16 protein-coding genes are annotated in these 14,981 nt (G+C 46.8%); 2 read left to right on the plus strand and 14 right to left on the minus strand.

The window, feature by feature from the left end:
• Positions 1–10 precede the first annotated feature (10 nt).
• On the plus strand, positions 11–853 hold the full coding sequence (locus WC5_RS20770; protein ID WP_024192168.1) for a hypothetical protein: 843 nt from the start codon (positions 11–13) through the stop codon (positions 851–853).
• A gap of 95 nt (positions 854–948) precedes the next feature.
• Positions 949–1,464: an Ail/Lom family outer membrane beta-barrel protein gene (locus WC5_RS20765; protein WP_000758232.1), complete on the plus strand. Its 516-nt coding sequence runs from the start codon at positions 949–951 to the stop codon at positions 1,462–1,464.
• Positions 1,465–1,957: 493 nt separating this feature from the next.
• On the opposite strand, the gene WC5_RS20755 is transcribed toward WC5_RS20765, so the two are convergent.
• The 14 genes from WC5_RS20755 to WC5_RS20700 all read right to left on the minus strand — a co-directional run bounded on the left by WC5_RS20755 (position 1,958) and on the right by WC5_RS20700 (position 14,795).
• On the minus strand, positions 1,958–2,554 hold the full coding sequence (locus WC5_RS20755; protein ID WP_024192170.1) for a hypothetical protein: 597 nt from the start codon (positions 2,552–2,554) through the stop codon (positions 1,958–1,960).
• Between the two features lie 171 nt (positions 2,555–2,725).
• Positions 2,726–3,235: a hypothetical protein gene (locus WC5_RS20750; protein ID WP_000509939.1), complete on the minus strand. Its 510-nt coding sequence runs from the start codon at positions 3,233–3,235 to the stop codon at positions 2,726–2,728.
• 11 nt (positions 3,236–3,246) lie between these two features.
• Positions 3,247–3,666: a hypothetical protein gene (locus tag WC5_RS23260; protein ID WP_250113098.1), complete on the minus strand. Its 420-nt coding sequence runs from the start codon at positions 3,664–3,666 to the stop codon at positions 3,247–3,249.
• A 197-nt stretch (positions 3,667–3,863) separates the two neighbouring features.
• Positions 3,864–4,679: a hypothetical protein gene (locus tag WC5_RS20745; protein WP_000041756.1), complete on the minus strand. Its 816-nt coding sequence runs from the start codon at positions 4,677–4,679 to the stop codon at positions 3,864–3,866.
• Between the two features lie 9 nt (positions 4,680–4,688).
• On the minus strand, positions 4,689–6,278 hold the full coding sequence (locus WC5_RS20740) for a hypothetical protein (RefSeq protein ID WP_000085141.1): 1,590 nt from the start codon (positions 6,276–6,278) through the stop codon (positions 4,689–4,691).
• Positions 6,279–6,338: 60 nt separating this feature from the next.
• A complete protein-coding gene (locus WC5_RS20735) occupies positions 6,339–8,045 on the minus strand; it encodes a DUF8615 domain-containing protein (protein WP_000067710.1) in 1,707 nt (568 codons plus the stop codon).
• Positions 8,046–8,270: 225 nt separating this feature from the next.
• Positions 8,271–9,272, minus strand: a complete 1,002-nt coding sequence (locus tag WC5_RS20730; protein WP_000038866.1) for a ParB family protein — start codon at positions 9,270–9,272, stop codon at positions 8,271–8,273.
• Between the two features lie 16 nt (positions 9,273–9,288).
• Positions 9,289–10,485 (minus strand): AAA family ATPase, encoded by a 1,197-nt coding sequence (locus tag WC5_RS20725; RefSeq protein WP_001285362.1) that lies wholly within the window; start codon positions 10,483–10,485, stop codon positions 9,289–9,291.
• Positions 10,486–10,653: 168 nt separating this feature from the next.
• Positions 10,654–11,463 carry a GIY-YIG nuclease family protein gene (locus tag WC5_RS20720; protein WP_001154683.1) on the minus strand — a complete coding sequence of 270 codons (810 nt, stop codon included), beginning with the start codon at positions 11,461–11,463 and terminating at the stop codon, positions 10,654–10,656.
• Positions 11,464–11,755: 292 nt separating this feature from the next.
• Complete coding sequence (locus tag WC5_RS20715) at positions 11,756–12,640, minus strand: replication initiation protein (protein WP_001113742.1); 885 nt, start codon at positions 12,638–12,640, stop codon at positions 11,756–11,758.
• A gap of 334 nt (positions 12,641–12,974) precedes the next feature.
• On the minus strand, positions 12,975–13,367 hold the full coding sequence (locus WC5_RS20710; RefSeq protein WP_001281116.1) for a hypothetical protein: 393 nt from the start codon (positions 13,365–13,367) through the stop codon (positions 12,975–12,977).
• Between the two features lie 11 nt (positions 13,368–13,378).
• The gene (locus WC5_RS25505; RefSeq protein ID WP_000336812.1) at positions 13,379–13,519 is read right to left on the minus strand and encodes a hypothetical protein; all 141 of its coding nucleotides are present in this window, start codon (positions 13,517–13,519) and stop codon (positions 13,379–13,381) included.
• Positions 13,520–13,544: 25 nt separating this feature from the next.
• Positions 13,545–13,967, minus strand: a complete 423-nt coding sequence (locus tag WC5_RS20705; RefSeq protein ID WP_000007769.1) for a hypothetical protein — start codon at positions 13,965–13,967, stop codon at positions 13,545–13,547.
• A gap of 39 nt (positions 13,968–14,006) precedes the next feature.
• Complete coding sequence (locus tag WC5_RS20700; RefSeq protein ID WP_016231370.1) at positions 14,007–14,795, minus strand: hypothetical protein; 789 nt, start codon at positions 14,793–14,795, stop codon at positions 14,007–14,009.
• Between the last annotated feature and the right edge of the window lie 186 nt (positions 14,796–14,981).

Here is a 14,981-nt window from a genome sequence, read left to right on the forward strand (position 1 = left end):
CAGCATTGCAATGCTGGCTAAAGTCACTTTCCTGAGCTGTATAACGATGAGCGATTTTACTTTTTCTGGCTATGAATTAGCCTGCTTTGTAACACACTCCGGTCTATCCCGTAGTGCTGGGCATATCCTGTCGCAATGTGCAAATCTCGCGGCAACAACCAGTGAATACTTCATTCACAAGCCTCACCGCATGATCGCGGCAGAAACTGGTTATAGCCAATCAACCGTCGTTCGCGCATTCCGTGAAGCTGTAAACAAAGGAATCCTGTCGGTAGAGATTATTATCGGCGATCACCGTGAACGCCGCGCTAACCTGTACCGGTTTACACCATCCTTTTTAGCCTTTGCTCAACAAGCCAAAAATGCGCTAATTGAAAGCAAATTAAAGATCTCTTCAGCCGCAATAAAGGTTAAAGCTGTTCTCGCTAAGACATTGGCTTTATTTGATTTTTTATCCACACCCCCATGTCAAAATGATACCCCCTCCCCCTGTCAGGATGACGTGGCAATAAAGAATAAGAAGTCACAAATTAAAAAAACAAAAAGATCAGTTTCCGGCGGTGCCGGAACGACCAGGCTCAAAAATTTGACTTCCTGGATCGCTGAGGCAAAAGCAAAGGCTGACAATCTGCGGTTATCCAAAAAACGCGTTCAAAAACATGAGTTCAAGCAGAAAGTAGAGGCGGCAGCACGGAAATATGCTTACCTGAAGAACAAGCGTTCTCCTGATATGGGCGGGATATCAAACTTCGATAATCTGCCGCATTGCATGACGGTAAACGAGGCTCTGGATATGGTCCTATCTACCAGAAAAGAAAAGGAATTTTATATTCCAACTGGTTTTCGCGGCTGATCGCGAATGATAGAATCTTTACGTGTATTTAACGCTCAATACACGCTATTTTGTCACCAGTATTATTTTTAACGTTTTTATAGGTAACTTTTTCCATGAAAAAAGTAGTTTTAACGGCCCTTCTGGCATGTGCCTTGGGGGTTGCTGGGACTGCCTCCGCATATCAGCACACTCTTTCTTTAGACTTTGCCCAAGGAAGCGCAACGATTAAAGGCGGAGATATAAAAGATCCAAAAGGCGTGAATATTAAATATCGCTACGAAATGGATCCTACGTGGGGTGGATTAGCTTCGCTCACTTACGAAAAGTCAAACACAAACCTATGGAATGCCGCCAAAGCCAAGGTTGAGTATGCCTCATTTACTTTTGGTCCATCATACAGATTCAATGAATTGCTGAGTGCATACGGTTTGGTGGGTTTAAGCCATGCGGATGCAACAGCAAAACTGAATGGACAGTCATATGCTGGCTTTGGAACCGATTTTGCTTATGGACTTGGGCTTCAATTTAACCCAGCTCCGCAGTTTGCAGTTGATCTCTCGTATGAACGTTCTAAACCAGGTGATCTAAGCAATAGCATTTGGATGCTTGGTGTCGGTTACCGATTTTAACTATTTAGTCCCTCTGCCCGGCGCAGAGGGATTTATACATTGCTCTGGCGATATTCGTTATGCTCATTGAGACTAACGCTATGACTATCCTGGTATCTATTCCCATCTATATACTAATCGGTGGGCTGATATACGCATTAAGTCGATATATTTTGCGAGCTAATGCAGAAATGGCCTGGTGGGATCGTTTTTGGATAATGATTTTTTTTGGCATATTCTGGCCATTAGGGATCATGTTTGCTGCAACGTTTCTTCTGATGTGGGTATTCACCCTTCCAGGTGATTTCTATAGAAAAAAAGCCAGACATTGATACAATCGTTGCGGGTGCTTGAGGCTATCTGCTTCAGGCATTACCCGAAAAGCAGATAGAAGAAAGCCCCAGATAACATTACGCGTCCTGCAAGACGCTTAACATTAATCTGAGGCCATATCTATGCTTAGCATACGTAGATTAGCCCTCTCCCCTTTTAAGGAGCAAGGAATTTTTTACTGCTATGCCGCCTTTCCAGTTATGGATTCAGCGACAAGAACAACCCCATGCTTACTTCGATCTGGGTGTTCACTCCATATCTCGGATTCAGGAATACTTACCCCGTCATAGCAAACACGTTCGCCGTCAAACGGGTAATACTGAGCGGCATCGGTGTCGAGGATAAACACTTTTAGCTCGGAAGAGCGACGGGCGATGTGTTGCCAAAGAGCTTTTCCACCTTCGTATTGCTCATTATCACTGAGCAAAACAACTCCGGCTTTTGAAGCTACGGTTTCATAAACAAAAGTGGCTAAACCGACATCCCGGACGATTCCATCAACCACGATACCTTCAATCTGGGCAACATCGTTATCTTCCCAGAACTTCCTCACCAGTACGCCTTCAAGCTGTGGGCGACGTTGAAGTTCAAGAGTAGCGACAACCTTATGGCGCATATCACCATCGATAACAGAAGGAGCAGCCTCTATTACGGCAGCAAATGGGGTTTTGGAATCCCATATAATCTGGTAAAGCACACCCTGGATGGTAACTCCGTCCAGGATCGAAAATCGACGAGCGACAGTACCCGGGGAGTACGACATTGGAATCACAGCCATTTTAGAGTCCCCCTTTAACAGTACAGGCACAAACATCTACCTCAATAATTGTAGTTTATTAGAACATTAATAATCTAACATAAAACTCCAGACAATGTTATCGATGCATTTTTATATAAAAAGGTTATAAAAAAAGCTCCCGAAGGAGCTTTAAAATACAAGGGATGACTCTTAATCCCACTCAATCCAGTTGTAGACGATACGAAGTGACGGGCGCACAGCGGCAGTCACATCTTCGGTACTAAAGTCGATTGCATCACTGTAGATTTTGCAGTCCAACATTTCAATTGTTGTAGCAGCTTTTGTCACAGCGTTAACCCCGGAAGATTTGGATTCAGGGGTCGCAGCCATCGTGATATCAACATAGTCCTTCGCCGCAATGCGATCTTTAATGAACTGAAGAATATCACCTTCGATAGTCTCCACGCACTGGACCTGGATTTCCCCGGAGTTACGGATTGGACCGTGCTGGTTGAACTTCACACCATTCGGACCATAGTCCTCCACATCCTCGCGGGTCATTTCAGGAATTTGCGACGTGCGAACCAGTACGCTGATATCTTCATGGCCTGCAAAAGTGAGCTGGAATTCAGAAGATACCAGTCGTTCGCCTTTGGCCGCGTTGGCAGTATAGCGGCCCTTAATAAATTTACGGTTTCCCTTAGTGTTATTGTGCCCCATATAAAATCCTTTTACTGGAACGCCCGAACAATATCGGAGCTGTTATATATCGAAGAACCGGTCAACTGGAGGTTGACGGTGTTTTTCAGGAAATGCCCATTGCTGTCCCTGGGCGCATCGAGATCGAAACTTATGTCCTGGATAGCGACATCAATGATGTTGATCCGGCGACCAATGTTTAGCGTCACACGCTCCGGGATTCGACCACCAATACTGGCATCTTTGAGTTCCGGGCTAATCATCGCTGACAATGCGGCGATAGCTCCTGAAACCTCCGTGAATGGGTCAAACAAAGCGATGAAAGTTACTGGCAGCGTGAAAGTCGGCGGTGTTCCCCCTTCCCAAACCATTAAGCTGTTCCAACGAGCAACAGACGTTGTTTCAGTACCAACCTGCGCAAAACCACTGAAGGCACCAGCAACAGAACCCATGGACATACCAGTAAAAGGTGCTTCCCAATTCTGGGCCATGTTCATTGCCGCCCCCTGGCTGATATATCCGGTAACCTGGTACTGAGAGTTCGTTAAAGTAACTTTCAGAAATGGCGATACACCGTCAGCCTGGCTGTAAACCCCATAAGGTATAGGTGCCATTCAAGTTAAAGGCCGGAGTTCTCCGGCCTCCTCCTTTAGCCGAGGCGCTTACGGCGCAGTTTCATTGACTTTTTGCGGGCCAGTTTTGCCGCGCCGGTCTGGGCTTTACGACGCGCTTTTTTCAGCGCCGATTTTTGAGCCGCAGTCAGACGTTTTTTACGCAGGCGTTTACGGATGAGTTTGATCTCACCGTTACGAACAACCTTCTTAAATGCTTCAGTCAGCATTTCATCAGAAGTGCCAGCAACAACAAACGCCGCTTCCAGTTCGTCACGGTCGTCGCTATCTAAACCAGCGATAGAGGCACCAACATCAGCAGCTGCGTCGTCGTCTTCATCGTCAGCCAGTGCTTCGATCAGGTCATCATCTACACCGCATGCTGCGAGGAAGTCAGCAACATTTGCCCATGCTTCGTTATAGGCATCGTCCTGTTCTTCTGTAACTTCGGAGTCGTCGTCATCAGAGATACCAGCGATAGCCTGAACGAAACCATCAAGGGAGTCGAAAGTCAGATCACCGCTATCAGCCCAGGCGAAAACGGCGTCGGCCGCATCACTCAACGCATTCTGCATAGCACTTCGATTTGCAGCTTCCAGAATCATCTGGTGCGCCTGTTCGACGGTCCATTCTTTACCGTCTTTCCCTTCCAGGATTTGCTCAGGAGCCGGGGCAGATGGAACGTTATCGTTAGTCTGTGCCGCCGGTTCCGGATTATTATTAATAACCGGATCTGTTGGCGGTTCGGCGCTTGCTCGGGCAGACTCCATCAGCTGCACAGGATCAGAGTTCAAAGCGAAACGAGACAGTCCATTCCCCAAAAATGCCCCGGATTGAAAAAAGTTTTTGCTCATTGTATTCCCTTACTTAATAAGCAGCGGTACGCCCTGGATACGACGGGCTACGCCAGTCGGGCAGCAGGCCCAGACTACTTCCCATTTATCGAATTCCGCCTGCGTAACTTTCAGCACATACGGTTCTGTACCGTCAGCATCAGGATCACGAGGAGCCACCAGAGCGCCGGAGGCGACAAAGCGATCTAAAAGTTTGGTCATCCCTTTAGTCAGGCCAGCCGCAGTAATACCGTCCGGGCTATGCTTCATCTGTCGGGCTAACTGGACAAAGAAACGGCTGATTGCATTCATCAGGGATGGGACGTGCTGGAAGTGCAGATAGTTATCCTGCGTGCAGCAAGTTAAAGCATCGTCGATGATCATCTGGCCAGAGGTGCCAACAGATACTTTATTGAGACGGCCCTTGACCATTGCTTCTTCGTCCGGGGTATCTTCCGGATACAGCGGTTGAATTGACGCACGAGCAATGACGGCACGTTCTTCACCAGCCGGTGAGTAATGCCAACCGCCGACATCAGAGTTTTTCTTGACGCCACGAGCTTTCGCCGCATACGCCGCGCCAGACAGACCGAAGACCACACGGGATTGGGTCCATTTGTCTTTGCAGGAGAACGGGAAGTGATAGACAGCACAGCTTACATAATCGGTACCAAGTAAACCGGTATCTTCAACAGCAGAGAGCGCTTCCGTATACGTCAATGTCGGTTTGACATCAAAGAAGCCATCAATCAGGCGATCAGAACAGATATTACCTAACGCGGTGATAGCCGCATTGTCATAGCAACCCAGGCCGAGAACAGCGGTGTACATGTACGGCGCATTGTTCAGCACTTTCACCGCACGCAGGTACGCAGCGGTTGAGATTTTCGACTGATCACCGTTGGTACCACCAGTGAACGCCAACGATTTTTTGTTTGTTACTTTCGCTGTAGAAATCAGATCTTCATTAACAACCGCGCGCAGATATTTAGAACGGGCTTCCAGAGCCGTAGGCAGATAACACAAGCGGCCCATGTCATCTTTCGCTTCTTCCGCCAAAGACACAGTGTGTGTCTCCAGGGTCGTTACCACGCCGAGCGAAGTCGTCTGGGTCAGTTTTAAGAGGAAGCGTTCATTACCCGCGCTGTCCGCTGTTGCCGTTTCGATGGTTAACTCACGGGTAGGTGAAATACACGGATCACCATCATCAACGTAGATAGCAAAGGCTTCGCCACTATCAAGTTCAATTTCAGAACCGTATGGCAACGCACTGTAAGCCGGTTCGCCTGATTCATCGAACATAATAATCGGGAACTTCGCATCATCCGGAACAGCGCGAACAACGTAACCAGACGTTTGCTGAATAGCTTCGTATACATGGCGAATTGGTTCGAACTGTGAGCCGGAAGACGGCTTCAGCGGTTCGCCGAGAACATCTTCGTAATTGGACTCAGTAACCGCAAGAACAGTAAACGGCTTGCCACGCGCAAATACGCCAATACCAGCCCACAAGCTGCTATTTAATGCAACACCGGTAGATAACGTCGCATCGGCATTGATCGGGCTAACCGCGACGCCGGATGCATTACCTAATGACTGTTGAATTGAATATTGAGACATAACTTTCCCTGTTATGCGCCCCGCACGGGGGCGCTATGTTAAACGGAGAACTTCCCCTGATTACTCAGAGTCACCGGCATCAATCGTGTCGCCGCTTATGAAGTTAAGCCCGCCTTTTTTGGCCATTGTCAGCGTTACACGAGTGAAGTAATCAGCGCCGTTGCGTGGGTGCATATCGTTGATAGCCGAACCCCACAGCGTGGTACGGTTGACCAGCGCCGGAGTGGTCGGATGCTGGAACGGGATGGCCGGGACAGCATCACCAGTCACGAAGCCTGCTTTACCCGGATTTTCATCACGGACGTAGCACAGCACATCCATCGAGCTGAACTGAATGTTCTCTGTCGTTAAGTTCTTACAAATACCAGCAGGTACTTCGTACACTTTCACGTTACCGAACAGGGTACCGATGTAGTGAACATACGGAGTCTGGATATAGTCTTCGGCTGGCTGGAAGAAATCCTTCGGCAACTGTTTGAAGAAAGATGCTGCATCAGCACCAGCAAACATCCCCATCGCACCAGAAGATTTAACGCGCTCAATAATGTCGCGATATACAGTCTGGAATTTGCCACGAATGATGGTTGCCCATACATCAAAGGACTGGTTAACCGGCAGAGCGATGTCAAAGGTGTCGGTCGCAAGAGTACGCCAGATCATGATGCGAAGACGCAGCATATCCTGTTCATGAGACAGGTATTCCTTCAGGGTGCGGAACTGTAGGGAACCCAGGTCCAGACCAAATTCACGCTGTGCTTCATACGCCGCCTGTACCGTGTGCTCAGCCGCGATAACGAACTGGCTTGGGAACAGGGTGTATTTCTTCATTTCGTGGTTGATCAGCGGGATCAGCTCAGGAGCGGCTTCAATATTGATTTCCGTCTCAATTGCGATCTCAGTGCCTTTATCCGGCGCTTTGGAGAACGACAGGGCAATCTGACCAATGTTGTAGTTCAGAGAGCAGGTAACAGTGATTTGCTCACCAGCAGCATTAGTAAACGAGTGAAGTAGGCTGCCGGAACCGTTATCAACAACAGACTTAATACGGTTAACGTAGATATTAGTGCGACCTTTTCGGATTGGTACATTCTGGCCTTCGAAGTCTTCCATCTTGAAGGTTGCGGTTTTGCTGGTGCCATCGGAGCTTGCCACCAGCACATAGCGGCGGCGTAACTGGCTGTACACACCGACGGATTGCATGTCCAGAACATCACCAGCAGCATAAGAACCAAAAGAGGAACCTGCCACGTTAAAGACTTCATAGATGTCGGACTGGTCACGCGTAACCGGAATGAAGGTACACGCATCAGCGGTAGCTGCCCCCAACTGAACAGGCAGGATCATCGCGAGGAATAAAGGCAGACGCATAACACCGTCAGAAACGCTCATCATCTCTGCTGCGACGGATTCCAGCATCGCTTTATTAGTGGCATCCATGCTATTGCGGGTGGACTCAATCAGGCAGTTTTCCAGCGTCTGGTGGCAGGAGGCCAGAATTTCCGGACGCGGCATAGATTTATGTGCTGCGGCGTAGTCAGCCAGTGCACTTGCCCACGCTGTAGCGATTTGAGCGGTGGCATTATCAGAGATACCCGCAAAAACCGGGTCTTTACGTGCAGCTTCAAGGATAGATGCGGCACGCGCGGCATCATCTTTAATGAATTGGTTATCAGTACCGAACTGCGCAGTGCTTGCCCAGCCAAGCACAGCTTTAGAGCGTTTTGCGATATCTGCAATACGATTCTGGTATTCGCGTAAGTTACTCAATTTACTCTTCCTTAAACACAAGGCACTTGTGTGAATCCCTTTTCGGAAGAGATTTTATTGAAAGTCACTTGTTGACTTTCTCGTGACAAGCAATTTTTTTATTTTTTTCGGGAGTAGGGGAGGAAGGTAAAATCCAAGGTGAAATCGTGGCGATTTCACCTTGAAATTTTAGAGAGATTTACTTTAAAAACAGTAGGTTAATAGTGAAATTTGAATGGCGAAAGTTTAAGGCTTCGGCTTTTTATCGAGGCTCTTTCTAAGGATATGCCCAATCATCCTGTCGAGTTCTTCCTGTAACTCTTTTGAAAGTCGATTAAACTCATAAGAAAATGCACGGCCTTTCACGCGCTTCCTTGCAAAGCGATCCTTGTCCTCAAATTTCCATAATTCAGTAACTACGGACTTATCTTTAGAACCTTTATCCGTGAGTAGTGAGGCTTCCTTTGTTATCAAGCGCAGGATTTTATTTTTAACTTCATCTTCGGCCATTTCTTCAATGGATAAGATGTCGTTTATTTCCGGGGATATGTTTTGAATAAGCTGATCAAACTCTAAATTCTTGTTCCCCATTTCGTCGCCAACAGCACAAAGCGTTTTGTAGTCCGAAAAGGTCAATTCCGACTGCACAGGGAAAAGGGCGACTAATTCTTCCGGAGCACTCGCTGCCTGGAGAGCACGCGTGACCTTCGCCTGAGATAGCCCTTCTTTGGCTGCAATATCCTTCTGACTCATCCCATCATTTTTCATTCGCATCAAACGCAGACCTATTTCTCGAATGCTGTGCTGCAATGCTGTCTGAACGTCTTTCGCTAAATTTTGCGCTTCCTGAACGCTGATCTCCTGGTCCGTGACTAAAACCCGCAACCCTACGTTCTCTAAGATGGCAGAAGCTCGACGCCGGGAACCATCCAAAATTTCAATTTTCCCTGTAGCCCGTCTAACACCTATTGCAGGGTAAAATTGCTGATGCTTAATAGTGCTTCGGATACTTTTTAATGATTTTGGCGTAAGAGATGCCTGGTCACGACCATTGTTATGCTGATCAACAAAGGTATCGCTTTCTACCTGATTCGGAGGTATTACCTCTTCAATAAATGTGGCCTGGCGACCTGTTGATAACTTGAATACCTGCTCGACTCGATCGCCAGAGGCTGAAGAACTATCAAATCCGCTTAATATTGAAGGATTAAGGGTTCGCCCAATTGTTGGTCTGTTTTTCTTTGACATGGGGGTTTCTTACTCCTCAGTTAGATCTGATAAATTCAATACGGTCAAAAACTGCTTTAGCAAAATCTTCCGCGGCAATTCGCGCGTTCTTCAATGCATCAGCACTACCAACATACGTTGCCGGGTTAGCTGAAATAACAGTGTCAAAAGACTCGCCGCAGCGTTCAAAACCGTCAAGGCGAGGGAGGACGACATCGAGCATATCCCCACCGAACACTTCTTTAGCCAGGCTATGGCAATACTTATGATCTGCCTTGTTACTCAACTTGGACATAAAACCAATGTTAGTCGCAAGCTGGCACTCGCAGCCTTCATCCGAAATGAGTTTTACCAACTCAGGAAGGCGGGCAACGTATTTAAGCGATGAATGGAAATCGACAGTTGCTGGCGGCAGAGGTGTAAACAGTATATTGGCCGAGGCCAAAGCATTTTTCAGGAAGGCATCAAGGTGAGGACCACTATCAACGAGGATAAAGTCATAATCGCTCTTCAGCTTATCAATCACATTTTCTTTCAGGACAGCATGGATGTTCTGACCCGGTAGATGCTCATTGCACAGCTCTCTCCAATCGGATGCAATAAAGGCATCGTCAATCGACGCAGGCATAACGTCAACCCCAGGTACAACAGAAGGAACAATAAACTCCTCTAACAGCTCTTCACGGCTTACATTCTGCAACATAGCCTGTGCAGATGTTGCGTTTACGATACCAATAGAGTGTTTATGGCTTAAAAACATCGTCGCTGAAGATTGCGGATCAAGGTCAATAACCAGAATCCTTAAATCTTCCATCAGAAGATGAGGGTGGGCACGCATTGCATGCGCCAGAGAAACCGTCGATACAGTTTTTGACACACCGCCTTTAAGATTGGAGATGAAAATCACATACGCTTCGCTGTAGCGATCCCGGTATTTTGGCACTCCGCGATGTTCATATATGTCAATGATGTTCTGAATTGACATCGCATATTTCATTGAAGAGCCAGCAGGGCGTTTATCGAAAACATAACCCTTTTCTTCCATTTCACTTACGGCATAGTCAACGTTCGCTCGAGTCAGTAGAGGCAATTTTGCCAGTGCCGCTTTCGCATAGACCTGGTAAAACTCGTTCGCGTGTAGCTCATCCTTTTGCAACTGTACTTGTTCAGTCAGAACATTGAGCATTCTGTTTGCTCTTTGAGCAACCTTGTGAAGCTGGCTGGAATCACTCATCGAAAGTCATCCTTTATGCTGTATTTTTGAATTTACTTAAAAATGCTGCATAAAATAATAATGTATGCACAGATGCTTGTACATAGCATTCTCTGCATGTTTGGTTCATTTTGCACGATTGAGAGTTACAAGGAGGGCACAAAAAAGCCCCGTTCAGGGGCATCAGTGTTATTTGCTAAGAGCAGCGAATAATCGTTCGAAATCGATAGTATCTATAGCACGCGTAAGCGCCGGAAGTTCAGCCTCAAAGTACCCGTGTCGATCGTAAAAGAAGGGACCGAAGAGCGAGGCATGTTGGATTCTACTTCGCCCCAGCCCGGACACACAGTTAAGCCCATTACCGGCTAAAAGGCTAAAAAACTTCTCTGGATTATCGTGGTAAAGCTGGGAATCAATGGTGGCGGTTAACTCTTCCATAGGGAAGCACACCCGCCCTGTCTCCCAGGGATATTTAGTCCGAAGCATAAACATTGCTTTCAGCAATTCACATTGAGCGCGGATCGCGTCCGGTTCATAGCCAGATATGGAGACATAAGCCACGTCCCTCATTCCTGCGTCATCTTTGAAAGTCACGATAGAAGTAACATCCAGCTCTTTTTCGAAAGAGCAAGCAGCATCTACTGGACGCTGAAGTAAATCATTCGACTTGATGCGCTCGAGAATCCCTCCCCACATATCATTTAGATATTCGATATGAGCCAAAACCTTATCAAGACACTCTCGTGTAAACCATTCAGTATGCCCGCCACCGGCGCTTTTCTCCCACGGCGCATTCCAGGGGAAAAAGGTTGCGTGTAAAGCCCGCTCAAGATTAACCATTGCCAAACGCGTACCACGATAGACCCGTGAAAGCGCAAAATCGGGACTCACTTGTAGCCCTTTAAACCGTGCCAATGGACCACATGAAATGCCGATTTTAAAAGTATCTCCGTTCTCTGGCACCAGAACGTAGAGGTAGTGTTGTTTCTCTTCTTGCATATCAATACCACTGCTTGATGAGAGTCGCGCAAATGTTGACTATGCGCGAAGGTTAATGTGAATAGTTGACTATGCGCGATGTGACTACAGTCAAAAGTTGACTGTAGTCGATTTAACTCCACCAAAGATCGACTATGTAAGATATTGTCGGGAGAAACGTTGACTATACGCGATGAAATGGGCCTAAAAGCCATCTCAATAGCGACTTGCAGAATATTGACGCCAGCAAAAATCCACCAGCGTCAACGAATGTCGCCTATAGTCAACTTCTCGCTATCGCATATAGTCAATATTATGGATTGCGCTTATGGATCTGGAAGCCGATTTTCCTGCCGTTTTTTATCTCTGAAAATTTAAGATATTCAATAGCTTCCAAATCTTTCATGGCTTTTCTGATAACGCTATTTTGCACGCTAACGGATGATTTGAGATTAAGCCTCGCTCTAAGGCGCTCAATGCTGACAGGTGCCGGGTTGGCGGGTAGAGCCTCAAAGAATGTATACAGTACCTTGGCTGTCTCTTTGCGCCCTAGTTTATCCAGCATCTTCAGCTTCAGGATTCGCTTATAGTCAACATAGTAAAGTTCAGATAGCTGTTTCTGCGGCTGGATCTCGATAACATCAAGCTCGGTATTCAGGCTGCTATATGCCAACAAGTTGACGTTAATGTTATTGAGATGACCTTTTGCCGCCGGGAAGCGGAATTTGACAACTGTCTGCTGAATGCGTGTCAGAGAGTCATCAATACTTTTACGGAACGCCTTTGAAAGACGCTTACGTGGATAGCCGCATCGATCGGCAAACTCGGAGAATGGCAGGGTGATTATACCGTCATCATCAGGTGCATAGTCAAACAACGCGGAGGTTATGCCCACCCACACCTTAAAATCAGTATCCATATCCAGGCGTGGACCATGAATTTCAATTCCCTCATAGCCTTCCTGCTCAACAATTTTGAGGCTTGATAGTTCTTCAGTTGCGTTCGTTGTGTTTGTTGTAACTGACGATCCGCGACGTAGCGCCACATTGGTAGATTTTAAGGTTGGCACAAACACACCTAAACGCAACAAAGCGATGGGTTGTATAGTGCTGTTGTTATTGGGCTTCAGGCTGTGGATTTCTCCTGTATTTCCTGCAACTTCTTCAACGCTAAGGAAGCCTTTACTTTCTTCCGGCATCGTGGTTTCTCCATGTGTGGCGCGGCCTGACGTCAATTTGGATGGCTGTTATCAACAGCTGTGAATATTCAGACTCTAAAATCGCGTACAGTCAATGTTTCTGTCGCGTATAGTCAACAATAAATCGCGTGCAGTCAACAATAAATCGTGCACAGTCAACATAAAATCGCGTATAGTCAATGTTGATCCCATTTCAGGCCAGAAATGACGCGGCTTACAGCGATCCGGGATCTTCTTTGGATCTTACTAGGTTCTCTTTAGGATCTGTTTATTGGATCTATGCTGTGGATAAGTTGAATAAACCGGCCAACATAGCCGGTTAGAAGGAAGGGTATTATTCTACGCTTTCGATGAGAAGGCCATGTTCATAACATTTAAGCTCATCGCCTTCGTACAGGAATTGGTATCCAATACCACCATTTTCATGGACATTAGGGAATAACTCATAACTCACTGAAGAGCAAATCACACCAATGCAGCGATCAACGCCTTCTCGTTCTTCAGTGCTGAAAAAATCCTCTTCGGTAAGAACATGAGTACATTGCTCATCAGCATAGGTCGGAAATACATGCTCGATACAATCCGGATGTTTTAAACCAAGTTGATCGGCAAGTTCGAAAGCATGACGGTATTGTTCAGATCCTGGCTTGCCAACAGTGATGTGCTCAATTTTGTAGATTGAAGTCGCTTTGTTGATAGTTTGCTTTACTGTTACTTTATCAGACATAAAAATCCCTTTTAGTTACCGCTGATAGCGCGGTTGTAATCATTAACGTTGCGATTCTTCCTGTTAATCCCCATCAGCATCGTTTCTGTATCGAGGATATACGCTGGCAGATCATCAAAATATTCACTGCTAAACTCTGGCATCCTGCACATAAATGCACTTTTTGGGGCAGGGTGGTTAACCTTTGTCGGCGTCGGCGTTAAATTCGCTGATCGACTCCCGGAGCAACCGCTGAGTGTCAGCAGGAATACGCTGGCGAACATTACCCGCCGCAACAAGTTGTTTCTGAACTTCAGCTTTTCGTTCCATTTGCCTGTCAGCATACTTGGCTTGTTCTGATTCATTTTTCACTTCCTGGCTGTGAAAATGTTGCTCTGCTTTGTTCATCGTCTCAATGGTCTGGTTAAGATCCATTATTGACTTATCACGTTCCTTAACAGCCTGATCAAGACTGCCAATTTTCTCCATGGCTTGCTTTAGCTGATGACGTTCCCACGCAAACCCAGCACCAACAAGTGCGCAAATCAGAACAAGAACACCAGTAGCAGCAAGTTTCTCCTTCAAAGACAAAGCTGTTTTTAATGTAGAAAAGAATGACATGTCTTCCTCCTGAAGAAAAATTATCAATGAAGTCCTTTGTTACTGTGCCGCTTTGTTTAATTCATCAAGAACAGAATCAGGAACCAAAGCGGCGATTGCGCTGGCTGTGCTGGCCTTATTTGCTGATGCTTCCGCAAGCGCGGTACCGATAGCATGGTTATAAGCAGTTATGGCTACATTGGCGCTTTCATTCGCTCGTTCATACTGCTGTTGTAACGCAGTTGTGGGCGCTGTTGTCTGGTTGAAAACAACCCCAAACTGTTCAGTTGCTACTTTCAGAGATTCAATTTGCTCTTCTGTTAGTGCTGGTGGGGGAGTGGCAGTGCCGCCGCCTGAACCAGAGCCTGGCGAGCTTCCTGAGCCAGTGTTAAGGGTCTGGTTAATCTCCCCCATTGCAGCGACTAAACTTGATGTATTAAGCGCGTTAACAGCGTCCTCAAGCGATTTAGTAATATTCACATCACCAATGGCAATAGAGATCGGCAGTTCTGAAACTTCTCGCTCATTAGCACGGCAGTAAACATCCCAACCAATATCGAGTTGAAGCAGCATTGACAGATCTGCATAACCAGCCAACAGGTCCGCGTGCTTAGTTGCCAGTTCTCCAATGTTCGTTAAGCCGGTTGTGGTTGTTCTGATCGTTGAAACATAGCTGGTAATAGTGTCGGGATAGACAATTGTATCCAGAATTAATCCGGTCAATTCTTCTGCAAGCAGTTTTGCTGTGTTAGCACTGTTTCGTGCCGATGTTATGGCACCAGGTGTTTTCATCCCACCGGCGGCGGCCAATTTTTTATATGCGGATAACTGGTAGTCTTTTTCCAGCATGATATCTCCTAACTTACCTGAACCAGGCCGTCTCCGGCTGCAACGGTAGAGCCGCATGAAACAGGATCACCAACGCATACGATCCCTTTCCCGTTGACGGTAAACCATGCCCTGGTTGATATAGCTTGCCCGCCGTGCGTGCTGTTCCCATCGGTATGCTGTGCATATTGCTTACCATCAACTAAC

This window comes from Escherichia sp. KTE114 (assembly GCF_000407765.1).
Taxonomy (GTDB): Bacteria; Pseudomonadota; Gammaproteobacteria; order Enterobacterales; family Enterobacteriaceae; genus Escherichia; species Escherichia ruysiae.